Source organism: Rhodobacteraceae bacterium Araon29 (genome assembly GCA_039640505.1).
In the GTDB taxonomy this organism is placed as follows: Bacteria; Pseudomonadota; Alphaproteobacteria; order Rhodobacterales; family Rhodobacteraceae; genus CABZJG01.
Genome location: CP046865.1, coordinates 1,981,155 through 2,005,969 on the forward strand (window position 1 = coordinate 1,981,155; position 24,815 = coordinate 2,005,969).

The window sequence follows — 24,815 nt, forward strand, 5'->3', positions numbered from 1 at the left end:
TCTTACCTTGTCTGGTCACAAGTGCCAAGCCAGAAACGAAAGCCGAGCATGATAAAGGGATACCACACCTTGCAGCCGGTTTTAGAAAAGTTTAATCTAATTGAACGGTTTAAACGTATCAACAATAGCTTTATATGAAAAATAAACTGGCTGAAAAAAATCAGCATAACTCATTGAGCGCGGAAAATAACGAATGCGAATAATATCTTTTTTGACGGCAATTTTAGTGACAGCCTTTCTTTATCTGATGGTATTTGAAAGAGATGCGCTCCGCGCTGTTTCTCAGGGTGCGCCGTTGAGCACACTTGTGAATGCTGTATTGGGCAACGAGCCTGCGGGTGTGGAGCAACAAGATGTCACTAAACCAATCGCAGAGAGCGCGCAAAAAGAAGAGGCCTCTATCGAGGATGATCGCGCCAGCGCTGAGCTGATAAAAATCGTTGCAGTGAAATCCAAGGCGCAAGAAATCGACAGCGCCGTTGTTCTGCGTGGTCAAACCGAGGCGGCGCGGCAAGTCCAAGTGCGCGCCGAAACCTCTGGTCAGGTCATTTCTGAGCCCCTGCGCAAAGGCAGTTTGATCAACCCGAACCAAATCTTATGTCAATTGGACCCTGGAACGCGCTCAACCAGTCTAGCTGATGCCGTGGCGCGTTTGGCCGAAGCCAAAGCCCGTGTTCCAGAAACCCAAGCTCGGCTAGAGGAAGCGCAATCACGGCTTGAAGAGGCGCAGTTCAACCTAAATGCCGCTGAGAAACTGGCCGAGGGCGGCTATGCGACGGAAACGCGTGTCACGTCCGCACAGGCGGCCACCCGATCTGCCGAAGCAAGCGTTGCAACGGCCAAAGCCGGCTTTGAATCTACCCGCTCTCGGATACAATCCGCCGAAGCAGTGGTCGCATCGGCAGAAAAAGAAATTGAACGTCTCACTCTGGTGGCTCCTTTCAAAGGTATTTTGGAAACCGATACAGCAGAAATCGGAAGCCTACTCCAACCCGGCTCACTGTGCGCAACAATTATCCAAATTGACCCCATTAAGGTTGTTGGTTTTGTTCCTGAGGGCGAAGTTCAACGGGTTCAAATAGGAGCCAAAACAGCAACGCAGCTGGTGTCTGGCCAAGCAGTGTTTGGTAATGTCACTTTCATTTCACGCGCTGCTGATCCTTTGACCCGCACATTTCGAGTCGAAATAGAGGTGCCAAACCCCGATCGTAGCATCCGCGATGGACAAACCGCCGAAATCCTCATTGCCTCAGAAGGCAAACAGGCGCATCTGCTCCCGCAATCTGCATTAACACTTAACGATGACGGCAACTTAGGGCTTAGGCTGGTCGGAGAAGGTAATATCGCTATATTCAAGGAAGTTGACTTATTGCGAGATACCATAGAGGGTGTTTGGCTTGCAGGATTACCTGATGAAGTCGCCGTAATTGTGGTGGGTCAAGAATATGTCAATGATGGGGTTGAAGTTGCGCCGACATACCGGGAGATGACGCAATGACTGGTTTGGTAGATTGGGCCGCTGAACGCGCCCGTATGATTGTTGCATTGATTATTGCGGCCCTGACTGCAGGTATTTTTGCCTATACAGGCTTGCCCAAAGAAGGCGAGCCAGACATCCAAGTGCCTGTGCTATTTATTTCCGTTCCGTTTCCAGGCATTTCTGCTGCTGACAGCGAAACACTCTTGGTCAAGCCAATGGAAACCGAATTGGCGGATTTGGCCGGCTTAAAGAAAATCACTGCCTCGGCGGCAGAAAACTATGCCGGCGTTGCGCTCGAATTTGAATTTGGTTGGGACAAAGCAAAAACGCTGGCAGATGTCCGCGATGCGATGAATTCTGTTGAGGCCAAATTCCCCGAAGGTGCAGATAAGTATTCTATTAATGAAATCAATTTCTCGGAATTTCCGATTATCATTGTGAACCTGACCGGCAATGTTCCCGAGCGCACGATGACTCGCGTTGCCGAGGACCTGCAAGATAAGATCGAAGCCATTGATGCCGTACTGGAAGCCGCAATATCAGGCAATCGTCAGGAAATGGTTGAGGTTTCGATCGACCCACTGCGGCTTGAATCTTATAATGTCACCGCGAACGAATTGATTAGTGTTGTCCGCAACAATAACCAGTTGATTGCTGCTGGCGAAGTGGACTCGGCCCAAGGCACATTTGCTGTCAAAATTCCATCAAGTTTTGATGAGCCGCGCGATATCTATTCATTGCCCGTGAAAACCAACGGCGACCGTGTGGTCACATTAGGTGATTTGGCCACCATAAAACTAACCTTTGAAGACCGCGCCGGCACTGCCCGTTTTAACGGTGAAACAACAGTTGCGCTGCAAGTGGTGAAGCGAAAAGGCTTTAACCTGATTAAAACCGCCAAGCAGATTACCGAGTTGGTCGAAGCCGAAAAGGCCACATGGCCGCAAGATTTGCGTGCAGCGATAAATGTTGGCACATCGAACGATCAATCGCGTGTGGTTGACAGTATGGTTAGCCAGCTTGAAGGCTCGGTTCTGACCGCAATCGCTTTGGTGATGATGGTTGTTCTGTCTTCGCTGGGCACGCGCGCAGCGCTTCTGGTTGGCTTTGCAATCCCGACCTCATTCCTCTTAAGTTTTGTGTTGATGGGCGTGATGGGGATTACCATTTCAAACATTGTGATGTTCGGGCTTATCCTCGCCGTGGGGATGTTGGTGGATGGCGCGATTGTTGTGGTTGAATATGCCGATAAAAAGATTGCCGAAGGCATCGGCCCGATGAGCGCATATGTAGAGGCTGCAAAACGCATGTTCTGGCCGGTTGTGAGCTCAACCGCAACCACCTTATGCGCCTTTTTGCCGATGTTGTTCTGGCCCGGTGTTGCGGGTCAGTTCATGGGCATGCTTCCGGTGACATTGATTTTTGTACTTTCTGCGTCGTTGATTGTGGCGTTGGTGTTCTTGCCAATTATCGGCGGCGTATCCGGCCGGCTGAGCCGCATGTTTGAAAATGGATCAGACGTCTTGCGGTCGACTTTGCCCTGGGCGGTTCGCGCCGCGCTGGTGCCAGTGGTGTTTTATGCTGTTTTTCTAAGTGCCATGCAGGTTGTAAACCCGGCCTATCTATTAGACTTGGACCGAGAAACCTCAGGCATTTGGGCGATATTTCCGGGAGCTGCGATGTTTATTTTGTCGGCCTTTGCGGGCTCGACAGTTCTGGGATCGGTTAAAATCGAGCGCCCGGCCAAACGTGTGCAAGTGGGGTACCGCAGAACCCCGTTTGGGTATTTCATTAAGCTGGTGGCCGGCAACCCGATCATGCCTTTAGTGACCATCGCAGGTGTGGCTTTGTTCGCGGTTTCTGTTTTTACTTACTACGGCGCCAATAACAAAGGCGTAGAGTTCTTTGTAGAATCCGAGCCCGAGCAAGCTATTGTCTACGTCAAAGCCCGGGGAAACCTTTCGCTTGATGAAAAAGACGTTCTTTTACGCCAAGCTGAAAAGATCGTTATTGATCATCCCGGGATCGCAAGTGTGTTTTCGTTTGCAGGCGCAGGCGGCTTAAACCAAAACACCGCAGGCGCTTCGACGCCAAAAGACACCATTGGACGAATTCAGCTTGAAACCATTCCATGGGAAGATCGCCGCGAGCAGCCAGAACTTGATGGCAATATTGTGGTTGACGAGCTGACCACGCAGCTCAAACAAATTCCGGGCATTCAAATCGAGGTGCTGGCTCTTGGCCGCGGCCCAGCCAGCAGCAAGCCAGTGCATCTAAGGCTTACAGGTGATAATTGGGATGATCTTCTGTCCAGCACAGAAAAGATGCGCGCGGTCTTTGACGGCACCTATGGACTAAACTTGGTAGAAGACTCACTACCCCTGCCGGGGATTGACTGGCAGATTGACGTGGATGTGGAAAAAGCCGGTCGCTATGGGGCGGATGTCGCCACCGTGGGCGGCATGGTGCAATTGGTCACCCGCGGTCTTTTATTGGATACGATGCGGGTTGATAGCAGCGATGAAGAGGTTGAAATTAGAGTACGCCTCCCACGCGAAGACCGGTTTTTAAGCACGCTAGATACCTTAAAAGTGCGCACTCAAGATGGTCTTGTTCCGTTATCCAATTTTATCACCCGAAAACCAGTTAAAAAGCTGGCTGAGATTAATCGGATTAACCAAAAACGTTACTTTGACATCAAAGCGGCGGTTCTGCCGGACCTAAAACGGACTGTGACGGACGAAAATGGTGAAAGCCGTGAAGTTATGATCAATGCAAATGAGCGGATTGCCTATTTAACCGAATATCTCGAAGCTAATCCGATGCCTGCAGGTATTTCTTGGGAATGGACCGGCGATCAACAAGACCAAGCTGAAAGTCAGGCTTTCCTATCGAGTGCCTTTAGCGCGGCTCTGGCGCTGATGTTCATTATTTTGCTGGCACAGTTCAACAGCTTTTATAACGCAACAATTGTTCTTTTGGCCGTTGTCCTTTCGACCGTAGGAGTGTTGATCGGAATGTTGGTGATGGACCAAGCCTTTTCCACCATCATGACCGGAACTGGTATTGTTGCGTTGGCAGGTATTGTGGTGAACAACAACATTGTTTTAATCGACACCTATCAAGATCTTTCAAAATATATGCCGCGTGTGGAAGCTATTATCCGAACAGCTGAACAGCGCATCCGGCCCGTACTTTTGACCACGATCACCACCATGGCCGGCCTTGCACCGATGATGTTTGGCCTCAGCCTTGACTTTATAGGTGGCGGCTATTCGGTTGATAGCCCAACCGCACTGTGGTGGAAACAGCTGGCTACTGCGGTTGTTTTTGGTCTTGGCATCGCAACGGTGCTCACATTGGTGTTTACCCCGGCGTTGCTGTCCTCTCGTGTTTGGGTGGTGACCTATGCAAAATGGTTTGCAAATGCGCTTCGCGTGCTTGGCGCCAACCGTCAGGCAAATATTGCGCAGGATTGGGCTCTGCGACGCAAAGCAAAGCGTATTAAACAACCTGAAATCATCTGGTCTGATTTGGTTGGCAGCGATGGAAAAGAAGCCCCTTTAGGCATGAGTGCAACCCCTTTAAGAGCTGCTGAATAACAGGCCACTACGCAGCAGTCTCTTTTTCCGACTGCTGCAATGTCCACAAGTCATGATAACGCCCTTTGCGTGCCAAAAGTGTTTTGTGATCTCCGCGCTCTACCACCTGTCCATCTTCCAGCACCACAATGCTGTCCGCTTTGGCAACGGTCGATAAGCGATGCGCAATCATAAGCACCGTGCGGCCACGCCCTGCCCGATCAAGCGCGTCTTGAATTTCATGTTCTGTTTCGCTATCGAGCGCGCTGGTTGCTTCATCAAGCAATAAAATTGGTGGGTTTTTCAACAAAGTCCTAGCAATACCAACCCGCTGCTTTTCACCGCCAGATAGTTTGAGCCCTCTTTCACCCACCAATGTGTCATAGCCTTGTGGCAAAGACTGAATAAAATCATGAATTTGAGCGTCTTTCGCCGCCTGCTCAATCTCGGCAAAACTAGCGCCCTCGCGCCCGTAGGCAATATTATAGAGAATTGTATCGTTAAACAGAACCGTATCCTGTGGTACCACGCCAATGGACTGATGCAGGCTAAGTTGGGTAACATCGCGCACGTCTTGACCATCAATGCAAAGCGAACCAGCGCTGGCATCATAAAAGCGAAACAGCAACCGGCCGATAGTAGATTTTCCAGAGCCTGACGGTCCAACAATGGCAATGGTTTGTCCTGCCGGAATATCAATGCTCACGTTCAGTAAAATTTGCCGGTCTGCTTCATAGCCAAAGTGAATTTTATTGAACGTCACATGCCCGCCCGTGACTTTCAAAATAGCCGCATCCGGTTTATCCGTAACTTCGGTTGGGTAATTCAGAAGATCAAACATTTCAGACATGTCCACCAGCGCTTGGCGAATTTCCCGATAAACAAATCCCAAAAAATTAAGCGGCATTGTGATTTGGATCATATAAGCTGTCACAACAACAAAATCCCCAACACTGAGTGAGCCATTTTGCACACCCACAGCTGCCATAACCATCATTGTGGTTAAGCCCAGCGTGATCAAAACCACTTGACCAAAGTTCAGCGCAGCCAACGAATAGCTGGTTTTTAGCGCTGCGTCAGCATAGCCCGCCATCGCGCTGTCATAGCGTTGAGCTTCACGTTCTTCAGCGTTAAAATATTTAACGGTTTCAAAGTTCAGCAGGCTATCAATCGCCTTTTGGTTCGCTTCTGTATCCTGTTCATTCATCCGCCGGCGTAATTTAACCCGCCATTCAGACACCGTGAATGTAAACCACACATAAAGCCCTATCGTGATAAGAACGACCAGAACGTACTTAACATCCAATTTGACAAACAAAACGCTGGAAATCATTACCAATTGCAAAATCAAAGGTCCTATAGAAAAGAGCAAAAATCGCAATAAAAAGTCGACACCTTTGACACCGCGCTCAACAATTCTGCTGAGGCCTCCGGTTTTTCGCGTAATGTGGTAGCGCATAGATAGGCTATGGATATGGCGAAACGTTTCCAGCGCCAATAGGCGCAATGCTCTTTGACCAACAGGTGCAAAAACAGCGTCGCGTAATTCCTGAAAACCACTTTCCAGGATGCGGGCGACCCCATAGGCGAGCGTTATTCCCACAGCTCCCAGAATAAAATCTGTAGTTATTCCGCTTAGGCTATCAACCGCAGCACCTTGTAAAAGCGGCAGGACAGTGGCGACAATCTTGGCCACTACAAGCAATATTAGAGCCAAAACAACGCGGGCTTTGACAGCTTTTTGACTATCTGGCCAAAGATACGGAATTACATTCTTGATGATTTTCCACGCGGAGCGTCGCTCTTCTTGGGCTGTAACATCTTTGGAAGTTGTTGTATCCGACATAAACCTTGGCCAATTAAAGAAACATTATAGTTTTCAGATAGGTTAAACATACCCTGAACACCAGAGCAGGCTGGACAAAATTAGACCGTAAGGAAGCTATTTAATCCGGCAATTGGAAAACCTGACCAGGATAGATAAGATCCGGATCACGGATTTTATCCCGATTGGCCTCGAAAACCTGTACATAGAGTACTCCTTGGCCATAACGGCTGCGTGCTATTGCCCACAGCGTGAAGCCAGGCTGTACGGTAATTACATTAACCCGCGCTGGCTCTGCCGAGGCGGCAACCTGTTCTGTTAGACGCTCACGGTTTTCACGCTGAAATGGCGTTTCCAACCGAGACACGACTTTTCCCCCAGTATCCAATTGATCAATGCGCAGCGTGTAGACCCCTGGATCGACATTCGTCAGATCGGTTTTCCATTGCCCCGCGCTGTCCAGCACCGTTGATGAAATGGGTGCATTATCCAGATAAACCATAACTTGCGCCGACGGCGAACCGCGGCCAGACAAAGCCACTTCACCCTCTTCATCATAACTAATCGCATCCAATGCCACATCTGAGGAAGATTGAGCCTCGCCACCTTGAACCACACGCACACCGTCTTGATCAGCGATCATCACAGTCGGGGTTTGGTCAGATTCCACTTCTGATACGGAATCTGCACCATCGGCGGTGTCTTCGACTAACTCATCCGTCGCTACTTGGGTGGTTTCTGCTTCAACAGTTGCCATTTCTTCTGTTGTATCTTCATTGGTGGCAGCAGCCACGCCCTCGTCGCTCTCTGCGGGTTGCGCTTTATCTGGGCTGCTTTCCGTTATCGCTGTCAGGTCGCCAACTTTGCTGTCATCTCCTTCAACCGCGACAGAACTGTCTGTTTGGGGTGCTTGCACCGCTGGCGCTTGGGTGCTGTCTTTGGTTGAAACGGTTGCAAGTTCTGCGCTTGACGTATCACTTTCAGAAGCATCCGCTTGCTCAGTTTGACCCTGTGTAGCAGGTTCGCTTGTCTGCTCCTCGGTGACGCTGACAACGATGCTTTCATCTGTGCCCGATGCGGTGGTATTTGGCTCATCGGCAGCCGATACAACAGATGCGTCTTCGGCAACCTGTTCTGTTTCGGCTGCTGCAACGGTCGAACCCGTATTTGTCGGCTCTGCGCTGTCTGCGGCCGGTTCTGCAACGCTTTGCGCAGCCGTAGAGGCTTCTTCCGTTTCGATCTCAGCTGCTTGTATATCCGATTCTGGCTGCTCAGCGACCGAACTCTCGGCAGTGTTACTTTCGCTTTGTTGCGATTCTGTTTCGGATGCGACATCAGCCTGCGCAACTTCGGTCTCTGCCACATCAGGTTTTGGTGTAACGTCCGGCTCTGTTGTGGCTTGGCTGGGCGCAGCAGCAGCAATTTGAGCCGGTGCAATAATGGCATCTTGGTCGGACACGAGTTCTTGGCCATCCACGATGCTACGCAGAGACAATACTCTGACGGCATCACTATAAGGCAAATCAAACAGGCTTACAAAATTGCCCTGACCATCAGCAATCGCAGTCTCAAACAATTCACCATTGACCAGAATTTCCACCAATTGACCGGGCACACCTGTACCCGCAATCACAACAGCACCATCGCTGTCCACTCTAACTGTTTGTAAAATAATAGAAGTCACTGAGCTGGTTTCAGTTTCAGGCGAATCTGAGGATGTAGTACTGGCGTCTTGCTCGTCAGTTTCCTCTGCCGAGGCGGCCGGTTTAGTCATAGGCTCGGACGGTTCTTGTGCGTCACTTTGTGACATATTTCCATCAGATGCGGGTGCTGCTTGTGGCGTAGGCTCTGCAGTTTGGTCTGCATCAGCAGAAACCTCAGGAGCAGTTGCCGTGCTTTTAAATACCGAGCGATAAATCATATCTCCGGCCACAGCGGCAACCAGAAGCGCGGCCACGATACCAATCAACAGCGAAGACTGCGACGATTTGTTATCCATTTTTATCCCTTGAAGGCAGCTTGAACCCCAATAAAGCGTTGAGCGACCATAGCGACACAGGCTAGCATCGTCAAAAGGTGATATGCCGCATAAGGACTTAAAAATGAAAAAACTATCGGTGTGTGTCTATTGTGGCTCGCGGACGGGCAACTTGCCAGCTTATGTCGATCAAGCCGAGGCATTGGGTCTGGCAATTGCTAGAGCAGGATGGCGGCTTGTCTACGGCGCAGGTGATATTGGCTTGATGGGCACGGTTGCAAGCGCCACACAGAACGCTGGTGGAGAAACTTTTGGTGTGATTCCAACACATTTGCTTAAAGCCGAGGTCGGCAAAACCGACTTAACCCGATTTATTGTGACTGAAAACATGCATGAGCGGAAAAAAGTGATGTTCATGAACAGCGATGCGTTGGTGGTCATGCCAGGCGGTGCCGGCTCGCTTGACGAATTTTTTGAAGTGCTCACATGGGCTCAGCTTAAATTGCATAAAAAACCCATCATCATCCTTAACGTAGCCCATTACTGGGATCCGTTGATCGCCCTCATTGACCACATGATTGAAAACGGCTTTGCCGACAGCTCACTGCGCGGCCTCTTCACCGTTACAAGCACCGCCGAGGAAACGATGGATTATATTGAACGTTTTGCGGTTTGAAAGCTGGCCCAACTATAAAGCGCCAATGCAATCCAAATAAGTGGAAACGCAAAGGCATGCCAGATGGATAAAGGCTCTAGGAATAAAACGGTTGCACATAGGAACTGCAAACTGGGATTAATATATTGCAATATTCCTACTGTCGCCAGTTCGACGCGCCGTGTGGCATAGGAAAAAAGGATCAATGGCGTTGCAGTCATCAGCCCAGATAAGATCAACAAAAGGCTTACGGAAAGAGACTGGCCAAATTGACCGCCGCTGTCCGAGGCATGATGAATATATAAAATCATCAGTGCAATTGGTGACAACAATAATACTTCCAACGTAACCGTTACGATGGCCGGTATGCTAAGGGATTTCTTAATGACGCCGTAAATGCCAAAACTGACCGATACTGAAAGCGCAATCCAAGGAACCTGCCCAAGACCGAAAGTTAATATAATAACAGCAGCGGCAGCCAACATCACCGCGCTGATTTGGGTAGGGCTAAGGTTTTCTCGAAACAACACAACACCGAAAACAACCGATACCAGGGGGAAAATAAAATAACCCAAGCTGGATTCTGTGGCGCGGTTGACTTGAATGGAATAAATGAAAACGAACCAGTTAAATGCAATCATTAAAGCTGCAATTAATAATATCGCAGCAATTTTTTTATCCTGCAAAACTTTAAAACTACCCTGTAAACGCCCTTGCATGAGCAAAATCAACGAAAACAACACCATTGACCAAATCGTACGATGGGACAAAAGCTCGATCGGCGGCACACTGACCAGCAACTTATAATAAAGTGGTGAAAGCCCCCATATAAGGCAGGCAACAACCATGGCAAGCACACCTTTTTGAACCTCGGTCATAAAAGCATATCCCTGCGGCTCTGGGTGTAGATCAAGCCAAAATTACTTCGGTCATAAAAAAATAAATGGCCTGCCAAGATAGTTCTTGGCAGGCCACGCATCAACATGCGCTGGACTGTTGAATTACATCCGGCTGGCAACGTTTTCCCAGTTCACAAGATTATCTAGGAAATTGCTCAAATATACCGGCCGCTTGTTGCGAAAATCGATGTAATAAGAATGCTCCCAGACATCGCAGCCAAGCAATGCGGTTTGCCCGTAACACAGCGGGTTAACACCATTTTCGGTTTTGGTCACTTTCAAGCTGCCATCGCTGTCTTTTACAAGCCAGCACCAGCCAGAACCGAATTGACCGGCCCCTGCGGCGGCAAATTGTGCCTTGAATTCATCAGCGCTGCCAAAGCTGTCATTGATCGCTGATGTCAGCTCAGAAGGCATCGCCGTACCGCCCGGCCCCATCATTTCCCAAAACTGCATATGGTTCCAATGCTGGCTCGCATTGTTGAATATTCCATTTTGGGCCACTGCGCCGGCGTCGTATGTCCCGGTGATGATGTCTTCTAAAGACTTGCTTTCCCATTCGGTACCCGCAATCAGCTTATTGCCATTATCGACATAGGCTTTGTGATGCAGGTCATGGTGATACTCAAGCGTTTCGGCAGACATACCGAGACCGGCGAGCGCATCATGGGCATAAGGAAGATCAGGAAGTTCAAAAGCCATATCAGGCCTCCTTCTTATGTTAAAATCTTGATGCCCTAAATGGTAGTCTTAGATACCGCGCGTCAAGAGGCAATACGCGTTTCAGATGAATTTTACAGAAATCTGACTGTCCCAAATCGCATTGGGTTTGGTAAATTTTAGCTTAATCGGTTCAAGCGGCTTTAGTTCCAAAGATCAACTTCACTGCCCGGGCGCGCCGCAGCGCTCAATTGATTAAACATAAACTCAGCCACCGAGCGGAAACAGATCACCCGCGCTTCGGTTTCTGACTGCAGCCAAAACGCTGCGGAAATTTGACCAAACCGTGTCCGGCGAAACATCCCGGGTACAAAATGGTCAGGAGCAAGATCAACCGGAGCCAATTTGGCAATCACTTCTCTAACCTTATCACCCGATACAGTGAAACTCACCCGCGCATCGGACACATCAGCGAGTAAAAAATGTTTCTTGCCTAGCGCCTTTTGAAGCCCGGCTTGCAACACGGCAACCTGATCATAGGGTGTAAGGATCAAAAGCTCATCCGGTGACATCCAGCCGACACTCATTTGCTCATCATGCGTGATCTGACAGGCAGAGGGCAAATCTGTTGACACCGATTTTTTCAAAACCGTGATAAAAGGCTTTGAGCTTAAATCCCCGCGCAGCGTCAACATCCCCATGGGCGCGTCTGCTGACACTGTGACATAGCCTTCAAACGGCGCGTTGGCTTGAGAAATCGAATTAGACATTCTGCTTCTCCCCATCTTTATCATAAAACACCTGATCGACAATTTTTACAGGCACGCGGCTACCATCGACCTTGGCAAACTCTACGGTTTCACCCATGCGCGATGGTCCATTATGAACAAGGCCCATGGCAATCCCACGTTTGAGCGTCGGGGAATAATAGGTCGAGGTCACCCGGCCCACGGTATTCAACTGACCATTGGCATTTTTGCCGGTCCCAACAGCATAGGCCCCATCGGGCAACACGCTGCCGTCAATTGTCTCCAATCCGACCAGTTGCCAGCGGTCTGGATCGGTCATATGGGTGCGCTCCTGCGCCCGTTTGCCTAGAAAATCTGTTTTCTTTTTTGAAATGGCCCAATGAAGTCCCAAATCCTGCGGAATAACAGTGCCATCGGTTTCATCGCCGATCATGATAAACCCTTTTTCAGCCCGCATCACATGCAGCGCCTCTGTGCCATATGGCATAACCCCAAATTCCTCACCCGCTTCGAGCAACGCATTCCAAAACGCCATGCCCTGACTTGCTGGCACAGCAATTTCATATGACAGTTCACCCGAGAAGGAAATACGATAGACCCGCGCCTCAAATTTACCGATTTTACCATCTGACCATTCCATAAATCCAAGCGCGTCTTTGCTTAGATCCATGCCGCCAAGTTTTTCCAACACTTTGCGCGCATTCGGGCCGACGACGGCGACCTGTGCGTATTGCTCAGTCAGATTTGCAGTATAAACTTTCCAGTCCCACCATTCGGTTTGCAGCCACTCTTCCATATGGGCGTGGATGTAATCGGCCCCGCCAGTTGTGGTGTGGCACAGGAATGTCTGCTCATCAATGCGCGCTACAACGCCGTCATCGCTAAGAAAACCGTTTTCACTGCACATGAGACCATATCGGCATTTGCCGACCTTCAGCGTGCTCATCATATTGGTGTAGAGCATATCCATGAATTTGCCAGCATCAGGGCCCGACACCAAAATCTTTCCCAAGGTCGACGCATCTAGAAGCCCCAAAGAATTGCGCGTTTGATTGATCTCGCGGGTCACTGCCTGATCATGGGTTTCACCTAAGCGGGGGAAACAATAGGGCCTGCGCCACTGACCCACCGGTTCCATGTAAGCGCCTTGGTCTTCATGCCAGGCCTGCATTGGCGTTTTACGAATGGGCTGAAAAATCTCGCCCCGCGCAGCGCCCGCAATCGACCCCATTGAAATCGGCGTATAGGGAGGGCGGAATGTTGTCGTACCAACGTTAGGAATTTCAGCGTTCAGCGCGCCGGCCAAAGTAGCTAGACCATTAATATTGGACAGTTTACCCTGATCTGTGGCCATGCCCAAAGTGGTATAGCGCTTGGCGTGCTCGACACTTTCAAAGCCTTCTTGCGCCGCCAGTTGCACATCATTAACTTTCACATCGTTTTGATAGTCTAAAAAGGCTTTGCTGCGTAGTTTGATCCCCGCCCCTTGCGGCATCATCCAAACTGCTTGGATCGGAGCTTCGACACGCGGGCTAGCCTTGGTCCGTTTAGGCTTCTTTTTAGATCCGGTCGCTGAAGCTGTCTGAGCGGCAGCATCCGCCAGATTCTCGTCCAAATCAAAACACCCATTTGCCGCACCTGCAGCATATACGAAAGGGTTGCCTTCCTGATCTAAAGGGGGGTTATGCACATCCGGGCGAAAGAAAATTTCACGGTCATCCCACAGCAGTTTTCCCCCGCAATGCGACCACAGATGAACAACGGGCGACCAGCCGCCGGACATAGCAACACAGTCGCATGGAATTTCTTCCAAGATCGCGCCCTCACCGACCTGCGCGCAGATAGAAACGGATTGAACCCGCTTGCTGCCATGGACTTTGGCAATCCCTTTGCCGGTTTCGACCCGTATGCCAAGCGCCCGAGCATCATCTGCCAGTGCGCCGCCACCATGCAAGCGCGCATCAACGATCAAAGGCACCTCTAGACCTGCATTTTTTAGTGTAATTGCAGTACGATAGGCATCATCGTTATTGGTCACAATGACGGTTCTATCACCTACCGAAACGCCAAAGTTTACCACATAATCACGTAAAGCTGACGCCAATATAACACCAGGTATATCATTTCCGGCAAAACTCAGAGGACGCTCAATAGCCCCTGTGGCTGTTATGATGCGGCCAGCACGAATGCGCCACAAACGATGACGTGGTTTCGCATCAGAAGGATCGTGATCATTGATCCGCTCATACCCAATCATATAACCATGATCATAGATACCTGCAGCCATCCAGCGCGTGCGCAACGTTACATTACTCATCTCTTTCAAGGCCGTCAGAGTTTGATCCACAAAGTTATCCACAGGCTCACCGGCTATTTCACCGCCGTCCACAGGCGCCCGACCACCCCAGTTTGAGGCTTGCTCAACCAAAAGCACCCGCGCGCCGGTTTCACCAGCGGTTTTTGCCGCCTGCAGGCCCGCAACTCCCCCACCAACAACAACCACGTCATAGAAACTATAGATATGCTCATAGGTGCTGTCGTCAGTGTCTTTCGGGGCTTTTCCCAACCCCGCCGAGTACCGAATGATCGGCTCATATATATGTTTCCAAAAGGGTCGAGGATGGATGAACATTTTGTAATAAAATCCCGCGGGCAGAAAACGCGCGAGAGCGTTGTTAATAACTCCAACATCAAAATCGAGGCTCGGCCAGTGATTTTGCGAGGTTGCAGACAAGCCATCAAAGAGCTCGGTCGTGGTAATGCGCTGATTGGGTTCAAATTGACCACCTCCGCCAAGATTGACCAAACCGTTAGGCTCTTCTGATCCGCTCGCCACAATACCCCTTGGACGATGGTATTTAAACGACCGGCCAACCAGCATTTGATCATTTGCAAGCAGAGCCGAGGCCAAACTATCCCCCGCATAACCTGTCATATGCTTACCGTTAAAACGAAACTTGATTTGTTTGCTTTTATCAATCAGGCGGCCACCTGCAGAAAGACGCGTACTCATGTGACTTCCTTTTTAAGTATCATCAAAAGAGTGCCTTTTATAAAAGGCATTAAATCCAGAGACAGCATTATGAAAACTCCCTCCATGACCAACCCGGGCGTTTTTTAGAAATTTTAACTTTAAGGTCTTTGGGCGGCTCAAGGCTTTGCGCCGGATATGTGCCAAATACCTCAAGGGTGACGGTGCATCGCGCAGCATGAAACCACTTGCCGCAGCCGTTCGCATGGCGCCAGCGCTCAAAATGCACGCCTTTTGGGTTTTCGCGTTGAAACAGGTAGCCTTCAAAATCCGCATCCGAAGATCCCGGTCCATAGCGCTTAAGATGGGCCTCGCCGCCGGGCGTCAATTCGGTCTCTTCGGCGTCAACGCCGCAATAGGGACAATTAAGAATAAGCATACTGCAATCTCCCGAGTGCAATGAGAACAGTAAAAAACACAAAACGCTCCATCAGTGAGCCACCCCAGCTGCGACGCTTTCATCGATAAACTTGCCTTCTTGAAAGCGGTCGAGTGAAAATTCTGCGGTTAAGGGTGAATGACCTTTAGCCATCAATTCGGCCATCCCCCATCCAGATCCCGGGATTGCTTTAAAGCCGCCGGTTCCCCATCCACAATTGATAAAGCAATTCTCAAGCGGAGTTTTGGACAGGATCGGCGAGCGGTCGCCAGTCATATCCACGATACCGCCCCACCAACGCAGCATTTTAAGCCGCGATATCATCGGAAATGTCTCAACCAGGGCGCGAACGGTTTCTTCCACATGGTGGAAGCTTCCGCGCTGGGTATAATTGTTATAGCCATCCGCACCGCCACCGATGACCATTTCGCCTTTGTCTGATTGGCTCATATATCCGTGCACCGTGTTGGCCATCACCACAACATCCATACAGGGTTTAATCGGTTCGGATACCAAGGCCTGCAAAGCCACAGACTCGATGGGCAACCGAAACCCTGCCATATCAGCAAGCACACCAGAGTGTCCGGCCACAACGACGCCCAGTTTATCGCAGTCTATCGCGCCTTTGGTAGTGTCCACTCCGACGACCTTGCCACCAGACTGACGCACGCCCTTGACCTCACACTGCTGAATAATATCCATACCCATATCCGAACAGGCCCTCGCATACCCCCAAGCGACCGCATCATGCCGCGCAGTACCGCCTCGCGGCTGCCACAGCGCACCAAGCACCGGATAGCGCGGTCCGTCAATATTCATGATTGGGCAAAGCTCTTTGACCTTTTGCGGACCTATAAATTCGGTGGTGACCCCCTGCAGGGCATTGGCATGTGCCGTGCGCTGATATCCGCGCACCTCATGGTGGGTCTGCGCCAACATCATCACGCCCCTCGGGCTGAACATTATATTATAGTTGAGGTCCTGACTGAGGTTTTCATAGAGCCCCCTGGCTTTTTCATAAATTGCCGCGGATGGGTCCTGCAAATAATTTGAACGAATAATTGTGGTGTTACGCCCAGTATTTCCACCGCCAAGCCAGCCTTTTTCAAGCACAGCCACATTGCGAATGCCAAAATTGCGGCCAAGGTAATAGGCAGTAGCCAATCCATGTCCGCCAGCGCCAATAATAATCACATCGTATTTTTTCTTTGGCAGAGGGCTGCGCCAAGCGCGCTCCCAACCGGAATGAAAGCGCAATGCTTCACGGGCCACAGCAAAGGCAGAATACCGTTTCATAAAGCCTAGCTCCAATTGACTTGTTATCTCATTGACCTTTTGACAAAATCTACTGCATGCGCCGCACCCCAGAGCGTCACAAACTCAATGACTTGCGACATCTGGCGCAGAATCGGATTTTGCCCTTTTTTCTATACACAATCAGCGCTACATACAGGCTATCACAGCGGGGTCTGAATGACATTTTGGCTTTTTACCATTGGATTATCGACCGTCATTGCCGGTTTTTTAATTCTCGTGCTGCGCAGTACGCGCACAGCGCAAACAGGTACTGAGGCCGAAATCAGCTTTTACAAAGCGCAGTTAACCGACATTGAGCGCGACACCGCTCGCGGTATACTTGACCGACATGATGCAGAACAAATGCATGCCAAAATAGGTCGCAAAATTCTACGGCTTGATAGCTCAAGATTTGAAACTGCGCCGCCCAAGGCGCTTAAGCCGTCCATTTTATTGAGCTTTATTATCGCACTGGCTGTTATTGGCGGCTCACATCTGCTTTATCTTCAGCTTGGCGAGGCGTCCTATCCAAACTTACCGCAGGCTGATCGCATCGAAAGAGCGGCATTCCTACTTGAAAACCGTCCAAGCCTTGAGGAATACGCAAAATCTTTTGCCTCGCAGCAGCAACCGCGAGAGATATCAGAGGATTATAGCGGCTTGGTCGCCGAACTGCGCAGCGCTATTGCAGAAAACCCATCGGATTTGAAAGGTCTGCGGCTTTTGGCGCGCGTTGAAGCAGGATTGCAGAATTATTCTGCTGCCAGCACCGCGCAAAGGGAAGTTCTCAACCTCTTAGGCGCGCAAGTCACAGCAGAAGACCATTTGGATTATGCAGAACTGCTTATCCTGTCCGTTGGCGGCTATGTTGCGCCAGAGGCCGAAACCGCACTGCAAGCCGCATTGCAACTAGATCAACAAAATGGTGGGGTGCGCTATTATATCGGCCTGATGTTTACGCAAAACGACCGCCCAGATCTTGCCTTTAAATTATGGCGTGATCTTTTGTTTAAGGGCCCCGAAGATGCGCCATGGATTGACCCCATCCGGGCACAAATTCAAGAGGTTGCTTTTTATGCCGGCGTTCATAACTTCTCTTTGCCTGAGCAGTCTTCTACAAGCGCGCTCGCACCTGTGGCCCCTGCCCTAAGCAATGACGCGATGGAAGCAGCGGCACAATTAAGCCCTGAAGAACGCTCTGATATGATCCAGAGCATGGTTGCTCAGTTGGAGCAGCGATTGCAAGGCGAAGGTGGGTCCGCCGAAGACTGGGCACGACTGATTTCAGCCTATGGTGTTCTTGGGGATGACACGGCACTGCAAACCACTTATCAATCCGCAATAACGAAATTTTCGACAGACCCAGCCGCGCTAGTGCTATTGCAAAATGCGGTTGAATCTGCCCGAGGCTCGCCGTGATTTGTGAGGATATTGACAGTTTTGCTGCCGCTGTGCGGCCACTTCAACCTTTGATCGGGCTCGATCTCGGGACCAAAACTATTGGCGTTGCGATATCAGATAGCTTGCGCCTCACCGCGACCCCAACAGAAACCATAAAGCGGGTTAAATTCACCACTGATGCGGCCCGGTTGACGGATATGATCACGGAACGTGAAATCGGTGGAATTATCCTTGGCCTGCCCCGCAATATGGATGGCAGTGAAGGGCCACGGTGCCAATCCACCCGCGCTTTTGCCCGCAATCTATCGCGTATTTGTGATCTTCCGATCGGGTTTTGGGATGAACGCCTGTCAACCGTTGCCGCCGAAAAAGCGCTGCTTGAGGCGGATACTTCCCGAAAACGTCGCGCTGAGGTAATCGATCATGTGGCAGCATCGTATATTCTACAAGGGGCGCTCGATAGATTGCGCCATATGGCCAACAACTAAGGGCGAATGTTTTGAGCAATCAAATATGGAAGCGAGATGAGATCGCATCACCCTGTATCAAAATCTGCGTTGTGCATCCGGTAGAGCGCATTTGCACCGGCTGTTACCGCAGCATTGACGAGATTGGCACTTGGTCAAAGTTAAGCCCCGAGGAACGCGCTGCGATCATGCAAGAGCTGCCCAATCGCGCTGCTTTATTGAAAAAACGCCGTGGGGGGCGCGCCGCACGGATCACGCGCGCCTAAATGGAAAAGGATTTCTGACACAAGGCGGCGCTCATTGACTAAATATGGTTCCAAAGGGCTTTCTCCCTTAATTCAGGGCGGAAATAGGCTATCATCCGTCCTTCGTCTGGGGTTTTAGCGCCACTTCCCCATGGGGCAATCCCATGCAGGGCCAAACGGTGCACGACATAGGCTTCGCCCGGTTGGGCATGAACTGCCACTCTTTTGCAGCGCTCGAAAACCTGCCGCCGTGCAGTTTGATACACCTCGGTGACATCAAGATCTGCCCAACTGGGGGCTTCAATGCGCTGAAATGCCCTTTGAAATGCCTCAGCCATAATCAGGTGTGAGCCTTCCCAAACCACCATCGGGCTGGCAGCAGGCGAACAAGTATTTAGCGGCAGACCTAAAATAAACGCATGCGGTTCTTTGAGCATACGGCGGCGGTCTGGCCCCACGGCCAAAAGCCCGTCCACATGCGCCGCATCACGGTTTTTACGGTATCTAAAACCGGCCTCGGTCTCACCTTGTCGGGGTTTTGGATAACCGGGATAGATCACGGATAATTGCGCCGGATGAAACGGCAAATAGTCCATTTCTGACAGCCAATCAATTACTTTACCCGCTAAAGGAACCCCGCCCAAGGCGCCCTGCCCGTCCGATGCCAGCGCATCGACCCCGACAAACCAAGTGCCTTGGCATTGCAGCCATTTTTTGCGCATTTCGGGCTGCTCAACAACCGCCTTTGCCTGAATTAACGCCTCTTGCGCCCATGCGGCAATAGCAGGGTCATAGGAAAACCGCTTCCAGCCTTTTGTTGCGAACACTTATGCCTCCTGCCGTGGTTTAGCGAAGCGTATCGCAGAGGCCACACGCACGGCAATAGAACAGACTCAAAAATGCGAATTTGTAAGTATTTTATAATCATCCAAGAGTGCGACTGGCAGCCCAAGCGACATGGTTTCAAACCCACGACCCTGCATCAGCACGCACATTTTACCTTTACGATCAGTTCTTGCGGCAAACCAAGCGCGGGTTTTTTCATTGCGGTAAATTTCCACCAAGTTTCCACCTTTTGATAGGCCTCGAAATAAAATCCGATAGGTTTTGGTTTTACCAAGCACCACTTCGCGCGGATCACAGGCAAATGCTGGTGTAGCCATCAACAAAATAATCAACAAATATTTCATGTAGCCTCCACATTGCGCTGCTGCGATTCTGGCGGAAAATGCACAGAACTTGGTTAAGCCAGCGTGCGCAGTTTATGCTATTAGGCGCTCTGGGCTTTCGCCTATTGAAGTTGCTTGGTTTTTGGCTGTAGCCTGCTCACAATTACCCAAAGCACGAGCAGACAGCGGCAGCAATGACACAAACACTTGCAAAAATGATCTCGCAGCATCCAGATAGCGCCCCAGCATTGGGCGGCACTGGGGCTGATTGGCTTAGCTATGGCGCCTTGCGGAAATTAAGTGCTGAGATCGGTAAACAATTGCATAGCAGCGGTCTTGGACGTACGGATCGGGTTGCCATTGTGCTTCCAAATGGGCCTGAAATGGCGGCTGCTTTTATTACTTTGGCACAATGGGTGGTCACTGCTCCGCTTAATCCAAACTATACACAAGATGAATTTTTGTTTTACTTTAATGACTTGAAGTCCAAAGCTGTTGTGTTTCCGGACGGCTATAGCGGCCCTGCATTGGCCGCTGCGCAAGCGTTGGGCACTCTGGTTTTGCGCCTTAAACCTACACCAGAAATCGGTGCAGGTGGCTTTGCGCTTACCGCCGAAGGCGCAGGGCTAACAGGGGCAGATGCAAATGCACCCAGCGTTGGAGACGAAGCGCTCATCCTGCATACATCTGGCACCACATCACGGCCAAAAATTGTGCCGCTATTACACCAAAATATCTGTGCTTCGGCAGATCATATTGCCACATCGCTTGCTTTAAGCCCGGCAGACCGCTGCCTGAATGTAATGCCGCTATTTCATATTCATGGGCTCATTGCGGCAGTTTCCGCATCGCTGTGTGCTGGCGCCCAGATTTTTTGCACACCGGGGTTTGATGCGCTTAGATTTTTTGGCTGGATGTCTGAGCAGCGCCCCACGTGGTATACGGCTGTGCCGACAATGCATCAGGCGATCCTGTCACGGGCAGCGCGCAATGAAAGCATCATCGCAGATGTGCCGCTTCGCTTTTTGCGGTCGTCGTCAGCCTCTTTGCCGCCGCAGGTTTTCGCAGCGTTAGAGGATGCTTTTAAGGCCCCCGTGATCGAAGCCTATGGTATGACAGAAGCGGCGCATCAAATGACAGCAAACCCGCTGCCGCCAAAGCCGCGCAAACCGGGCTGTGTCGGCATTGCCGCTGGCCCGCAGGTGTGCATTGCAGATGAGACTGACAATAAGCTTATGGACGGGTTGGGCGAAATTGTCATTTCGGGTCCAAACGTCACACCCGGGTATGAAAACAACCCGGATGCCAATGCAAAAAGCTTTTTTGAAGCCGGTGGCGCGCGGTGGTTTCGCACCGGCGATCAGGGACAGCTTGATGCTGACGGCTATTTGACCATCACCGGCCGGCTCAAAGAAATCATAAACCGGGGCGGCGAGAAAATTTCGCCGCGTGAGGTTGACGAAGTGCTGATGGATCATCCGGCAGTGGCGCAGGCTGTCACCTTTGCAGTGCCGCATGACAAGCTGGGCGAAGATGTGGCCGCCGCTGTGGTCTTGGCACAAGCGGAAACTGCTTCGGAACAAGAGCTGCGAAACTTTGTACAAGAGCGGCTAGCGCGGTTTAAAGTGCCGCGCAAAATTATCATTGTGGATGAAATTCCCAAAGGGGCAACAGGCAAGCTGCAACGCATAGGGCTGCACGAAAAACTGGGATTGGAGCTTTGAGTTGACCAAAGTTTGTATTTTCGGCGCAGGGGCGATTGGCGGCTTTCTTGCCCATGCGCTGCATGAAGGCGGCGCTGAGGTATCGCTAATTGCGCGCGGCGCGCATCTGGCTGCTATGCAGGAAAACGGTCTTACTGTGATCAAAGAGGGTATCAGCAAAACACATAAATTGAACGCAACTGACGATCCGCAGACCCTTGGGCCTCAAGATTACGTCATTTCTTGCTTAAAAGCCCATTCTGTCGCTCCGGTCATAAATCAATTCACCCCTCTTCTGGCAGATCACACTGCTGTTGTATCTGCGGTAAACGGCATTCCTTGGTGGTATTTTTATAAAGCCAATAGCGGCACAGCGCTTGAGGGCCAATGGCTTGAAACGGTGGACCCGGGCGGCGTGCAATGGAAAAGGTTTGGACCAGAGCGTGCCATAGGCTGCGTGGTCTACCCAGCTTGCGAAGTCATTGAACCCGGTATAATCGACCATAAATCCGGCGACCGCTTTAGCCTCGGCGAGCCGGATGGACAGCGCAGCGAGCGCGTTATGATCCTATCAAAACTGATGCGCGATGGCGGCTTGCGGGCGCCAGTAAAACCACGCCTGCGAGATGAGCTTTGGATCAAGGTTTGGGGTAATGCGACTTTCAATCCTGCCTCGGCGCTAACCGGTGCAAGCCTAGATATGCTTGGCAGCGATCCGGCAAGCCGCGCCTTGATCTATGCAGCCATGGATGAGTGCCGCAAAGTCGGTGAAGCAGTCGGCGCACGGTTTAACGTCGATATAGATCGGCGTATTGATGCCGCCGCCGCAATCATCGGCCATAAGCCTTCCACCCGTCAGGATGTCGAGCAAGGCCGCCCGATGGAGCTTGATGCGCTCACCAGCAGCGTTTTAGAACTGGCGCGCAGGCTGGATATTGCAACGCCAACACTTGATGCTTTGGGCACGCTGGTGCGGCTACAGGGCGAGGTTTTGGGGCTTTATCAGCGCCGGCCAGAAATTGAGGCGGCGATTGCCCCAACACCCGGCACTGGGGCATAACCATAGCTGTTTACACTGCAGCGCTCAAAAGTTCAGCTTGACATATGTTCGCTGATAAAATGCTCAATCACAGGTCTAACCGATCTGGGAATATCAAGGGTTTTCAACTGCATAGGGGTGAATACTCCAAAGCCTGCACCCTCCCCAAGCGAAATTTGGCTAACCTGAATGCGCTCGCGCGTTGTAAAAACATAAATCTGATCCACCAACTTCGGTGGATCAGATACATATTTTGCAAAAGGCGTGAGGCTTTTTAGGTCCAAATCAATCCCCAGTTCTTCGTTAATTTCCCGCCCACAGGTTTCGCGCAAATCTTCACTGCCCTCGACATGACCGCCAAACATGCTCCATCTGCCGGGGTGTGCGATATGAGTGAAGCAATCCCGAAACTGTAGTAAAAGCCGATCATGTTGGTCCATCACTAAAAGTGCTGCCACCCGCTCGGCGCCGTAACCCTGCCAGTCACCAATGGCGATAAAATCATCTTGCTGCAAAATGCTTGCCTGTTCATTCATAAAATAATGAGACAGGCATAAAGCCTTCTGTGCATCAAGTACACGCATATCTTTATGGATCAGCAGCCTGACAGCTTATTGGCGGGGGCATGTACTGGTAAGGACAAACTGCAGATCAAAGTCATATATGCTAGGAAAGCTCAACATCTGCTATGCCTTGCTTTAGAATTATATCTGACTGTGAAATAACACCATCCTTATAAATACTGCACAAAAGTCCGCGCAGCCTTAGGGGGCGGTATTCGGGCGTATTGACCCAATCAAAAGCCGCTGCGCCATACCGCGCTTTCCATTTGACACAGGCGGTGTTGAACACCCCAGACACCCGTAGAACTGCCGTGCCGACTTTCAGTAAAGTTCCGGCTGGCATATTGGCGTCAGAGCAATCAAGATCAGCGATAATGGTATCGCCTGGGTGCAGCGATTTTTGTGGGTCCGGCCGAACTGCATCATGCACTCGGCGCCCCAGAATAGAAACTTGTATTGCCGGGTCAGGGGATCCATCGGGCAATTTCATCCAAGGAGTTTTAAGCCAACGTTCGCCGGTGATTCCTCCAGCGCGGGTAAGATTGATTTCATGGGGAAACTGGCGTTCGCCAAACCCGGGCCTAAAACACAACATATCAATAGCCACATCATCTTTTGGTGCGTTTTTAATCTCTGCGATTGCTACATCAAGCGCGGCTTTTGCAACAAAATCCACCATTATGCAGCCGCCTGTCCGATCACATGACCGAGCGCCTCTTCCACCAATTCGATGCCGCCGATATGGCCACGCTCGGACAAGATACGCCGCCACGCCCGCGCTCCGGGTTGGCCTGCAAAAAGACCCAGCATATGCCGTGTCACTTGGTTAAGTTTTCCGCCCGATGAAAGATGCGCATCGATATAGGGCAGCATTTGCTGCACCACTGTGACCGGATCTGCGCCTTGACCCTGTCCAAAAATCCGCTGGTCGGCCGCCGCGAGGATATCGCTCGGCTGATGGTAAGCCGCGCGGCCAATCATTACCCCATCCATTCCGGCCTCAAGAAACGCGGCCGCCTGATCAAGCGATGTAATACCGCCATTGACCGATAGGTGCAGCGCGGGAAACAAACCCTTCATCTGCTGAACCAAAGGATAATCAAGCGGCGGTATATCGCGGTTTTCTTTTGGGCTTAACCCCTGCAGCCAAGCTTTACGTGCATGGATCGCAAAGCGCCCGACACCGGCCGCAGATACCTGCGCCAAGAACTCGGGTAAAATTTCCTGCGGCTCTTGGTCATCAACCCCGATACGGCATTTTACCGTGACCTCAACATCCACCGCAGCGATCATTTCGGCGCAGCATTCTGCTACCAGAGCCGGGGTTTTCATTAATACGGCCCCGAAAGTGCCCGATTGCACCCGATCCGATGGGCAGCCCACATTGAGATTGATCTCATCATAGCCCGCCTCGGCCCCAAGCCGCACCGCTTGCGCCAATTCTTTGGGGTCAGAGCCGCCAAGCTGCAAAGCCACCGGATGCTCGGCCGGGTTAAAGTCAAGCAAATGCAATGCGCCGCCCCGCACCAAAGCCGGCGCTGTGACCATTTCGGTGTAAAGCAGAGCATTTTTACTCAGTAACCGATGTAGGTACCGACAATGCCTATCCGTCCAATCCATCATTGGCGCTACTGAGAATCGGGCCGCGCGTTGCAGGGATTTAGGGACTAAAGTGGCGGATGTTGTCATGTTAAA

Annotated in this window: 21 protein-coding genes; 8 read left to right on the top strand and 13 right to left on the bottom strand. The window is 51.0% G+C overall.

The genetic code is table 11. From position 1 onward, the window contains the following. The first annotated feature begins 193 nt into the window (after nucleotides 1-193). On the top strand, nucleotides 194-1,498 hold the full coding sequence (locus tag GN278_09550) for an efflux RND transporter periplasmic adaptor subunit (protein XAT60954.1): 1,305 nt from the start codon (nucleotides 194-196) through the stop codon (nucleotides 1,496-1,498). Beyond that, complete coding sequence (locus GN278_09555; GenBank protein ID XAT60955.1) at nucleotides 1,495-5,082, top strand: AcrB/AcrD/AcrF family protein; 3,588 nt, start codon at nucleotides 1,495-1,497, stop codon at nucleotides 5,080-5,082. The genes GN278_09550 and GN278_09555 overlap by 4 nt, the downstream gene beginning before the upstream one ends. Nucleotides 5,083-5,089: 7 nt before the next feature. Here the strand turns inward: GN278_09555 and GN278_09560 are convergent, their stop codons facing one another. Then, on the bottom strand, nucleotides 5,090-6,907 hold the full coding sequence (locus GN278_09560; protein XAT60956.1) for an ATP-binding cassette domain-containing protein: 1,818 nt from the start codon (nucleotides 6,905-6,907) through the stop codon (nucleotides 5,090-5,092). 100 nt (nucleotides 6,908-7,007) lie between these two features. Further along, a complete protein-coding gene (locus GN278_09565; protein XAT60957.1) occupies nucleotides 7,008-8,885 on the bottom strand; it encodes a LysM peptidoglycan-binding domain-containing protein in 1,878 nt (625 codons plus the stop codon). Between the two features lie 103 nt (nucleotides 8,886-8,988). Between GN278_09565 and GN278_09570 the strand changes: the two genes are divergently transcribed. Further along, complete coding sequence (locus GN278_09570; GenBank protein XAT60958.1) at nucleotides 8,989-9,540, top strand: TIGR00730 family Rossman fold protein; 552 nt, start codon at nucleotides 8,989-8,991, stop codon at nucleotides 9,538-9,540. On the opposite strand, the gene rarD is transcribed toward GN278_09570, so the two are convergent. From rarD to GN278_09600, 6 genes are all read right to left on the bottom strand, one after another. Then, on the bottom strand, nucleotides 9,516-10,397 hold the full coding sequence (rarD, locus tag GN278_09575) for an EamA family transporter RarD (protein XAT60959.1): 882 nt from the start codon (nucleotides 10,395-10,397) through the stop codon (nucleotides 9,516-9,518). The two genes, GN278_09570 and rarD, sit on opposite strands and share 25 nt — an antisense overlap. 123 nt (nucleotides 10,398-10,520) lie before the next feature. Beyond that, nucleotides 10,521-11,120: a superoxide dismutase gene (locus GN278_09580; GenBank protein XAT60960.1), complete on the bottom strand. Its 600-nt coding sequence runs from the start codon at nucleotides 11,118-11,120 to the stop codon at nucleotides 10,521-10,523. A gap of 161 nt (nucleotides 11,121-11,281) precedes the next feature. Further along, on the bottom strand, nucleotides 11,282-11,872 hold the full coding sequence (locus GN278_09585; protein XAT60961.1) for a sarcosine oxidase subunit gamma: 591 nt from the start codon (nucleotides 11,870-11,872) through the stop codon (nucleotides 11,282-11,284). Further along, complete coding sequence (locus GN278_09590) at nucleotides 11,841-14,840, bottom strand: sarcosine oxidase subunit alpha family protein (protein ID XAT60962.1); 3,000 nt, start codon at nucleotides 14,838-14,840, stop codon at nucleotides 11,841-11,843. The genes GN278_09585 and GN278_09590 overlap by 32 nt, the downstream gene beginning before the upstream one ends. Before the next feature lie 67 nt (nucleotides 14,841-14,907). Further along, nucleotides 14,908-15,237 (bottom strand): sarcosine oxidase subunit delta, encoded by a 330-nt coding sequence (locus tag GN278_09595; GenBank protein ID XAT60963.1) that lies wholly within the window; start codon nucleotides 15,235-15,237, stop codon nucleotides 14,908-14,910. A 51-nt stretch (nucleotides 15,238-15,288) separates the two neighbouring features. Beyond that, entirely contained in the window at nucleotides 15,289-16,533 is a 1,245-nt protein-coding gene (locus tag GN278_09600; protein ID XAT60964.1) for a sarcosine oxidase subunit beta family protein, read from the bottom strand. 177 nt (nucleotides 16,534-16,710) lie between these two features. On the opposite strand from GN278_09600, the gene ccmI reads away from it, so the two are divergent. The 3 genes from ccmI to GN278_09615 are packed head-to-tail and all read left to right on the top strand — an operon-like array spanning nucleotide 16,711 to nucleotide 18,667. Beyond that, nucleotides 16,711-17,952: a c-type cytochrome biogenesis protein CcmI gene (ccmI, locus tag GN278_09605; protein ID XAT60965.1), complete on the top strand. Its 1,242-nt coding sequence runs from the start codon at nucleotides 16,711-16,713 to the stop codon at nucleotides 17,950-17,952. Next, nucleotides 17,949-18,422 carry a Holliday junction resolvase RuvX gene (gene ruvX / locus GN278_09610; protein ID XAT60966.1) on the top strand — a complete coding sequence of 158 codons (474 nt, stop codon included), beginning with the start codon at nucleotides 17,949-17,951 and terminating at the stop codon, nucleotides 18,420-18,422. Before ccmI ends, ruvX begins: the two co-directional genes overlap by 4 nt. Before the next feature lie 11 nt (nucleotides 18,423-18,433). Then, the gene (locus GN278_09615) at nucleotides 18,434-18,667 is read left to right on the top strand and encodes a DUF1289 domain-containing protein (protein XAT60967.1); all 234 of its coding nucleotides are present in this window, start codon (nucleotides 18,434-18,436) and stop codon (nucleotides 18,665-18,667) included. 38 nt (nucleotides 18,668-18,705) lie between these two features. Here the strand turns inward: GN278_09615 and GN278_09620 are convergent, their stop codons facing one another. After that, a complete protein-coding gene (locus GN278_09620) occupies nucleotides 18,706-19,473 on the bottom strand; it encodes a hypothetical protein (GenBank protein XAT60968.1) in 768 nt (255 codons plus the stop codon). A gap of 66 nt (nucleotides 19,474-19,539) precedes the next feature. After that, nucleotides 19,540-19,836 (bottom strand): hypothetical protein, encoded by a 297-nt coding sequence (locus GN278_09625; protein ID XAT60969.1) that lies wholly within the window; start codon nucleotides 19,834-19,836, stop codon nucleotides 19,540-19,542. A gap of 173 nt (nucleotides 19,837-20,009) precedes the next feature. Between GN278_09625 and GN278_09630 the strand changes: the two genes are divergently transcribed. Together GN278_09630 and GN278_09635 are read left to right on the top strand one after the other, a co-directional pair. After that, nucleotides 20,010-21,539 carry an AMP-binding protein gene (locus GN278_09630; protein XAT60970.1) on the top strand — a complete coding sequence of 510 codons (1,530 nt, stop codon included), beginning with the start codon at nucleotides 20,010-20,012 and terminating at the stop codon, nucleotides 21,537-21,539. A 1-nt stretch (nucleotide 21,540) separates the two neighbouring features. Continuing rightward, the gene (locus GN278_09635; GenBank protein XAT60971.1) at nucleotides 21,541-22,578 is read left to right on the top strand and encodes a 2-dehydropantoate 2-reductase; all 1,038 of its coding nucleotides are present in this window, start codon (nucleotides 21,541-21,543) and stop codon (nucleotides 22,576-22,578) included. Nucleotides 22,579-22,610: 32 nt separating this feature from the next. On the opposite strand, the gene GN278_09640 is transcribed toward GN278_09635, so the two are convergent. From GN278_09640 to dusA, 3 genes are all read right to left on the bottom strand, one after another. Then, the gene (locus GN278_09640; GenBank protein XAT60972.1) at nucleotides 22,611-23,141 is read right to left on the bottom strand and encodes an NUDIX domain-containing protein; all 531 of its coding nucleotides are present in this window, start codon (nucleotides 23,139-23,141) and stop codon (nucleotides 22,611-22,613) included. An 82-nt stretch (nucleotides 23,142-23,223) separates the two neighbouring features. Further along, entirely contained in the window at nucleotides 23,224-23,799 is a 576-nt protein-coding gene (locus GN278_09645) for a hypothetical protein (protein ID XAT60973.1), read from the bottom strand. Then, nucleotides 23,799-24,809: a tRNA dihydrouridine(20/20a) synthase DusA gene (dusA, locus tag GN278_09650; protein ID XAT60974.1), complete on the bottom strand. Its 1,011-nt coding sequence runs from the start codon at nucleotides 24,807-24,809 to the stop codon at nucleotides 23,799-23,801. The genes GN278_09645 and dusA overlap by 1 nt, the downstream gene beginning before the upstream one ends. Between the last annotated feature and the right edge of the window lie 6 nt (nucleotides 24,810-24,815).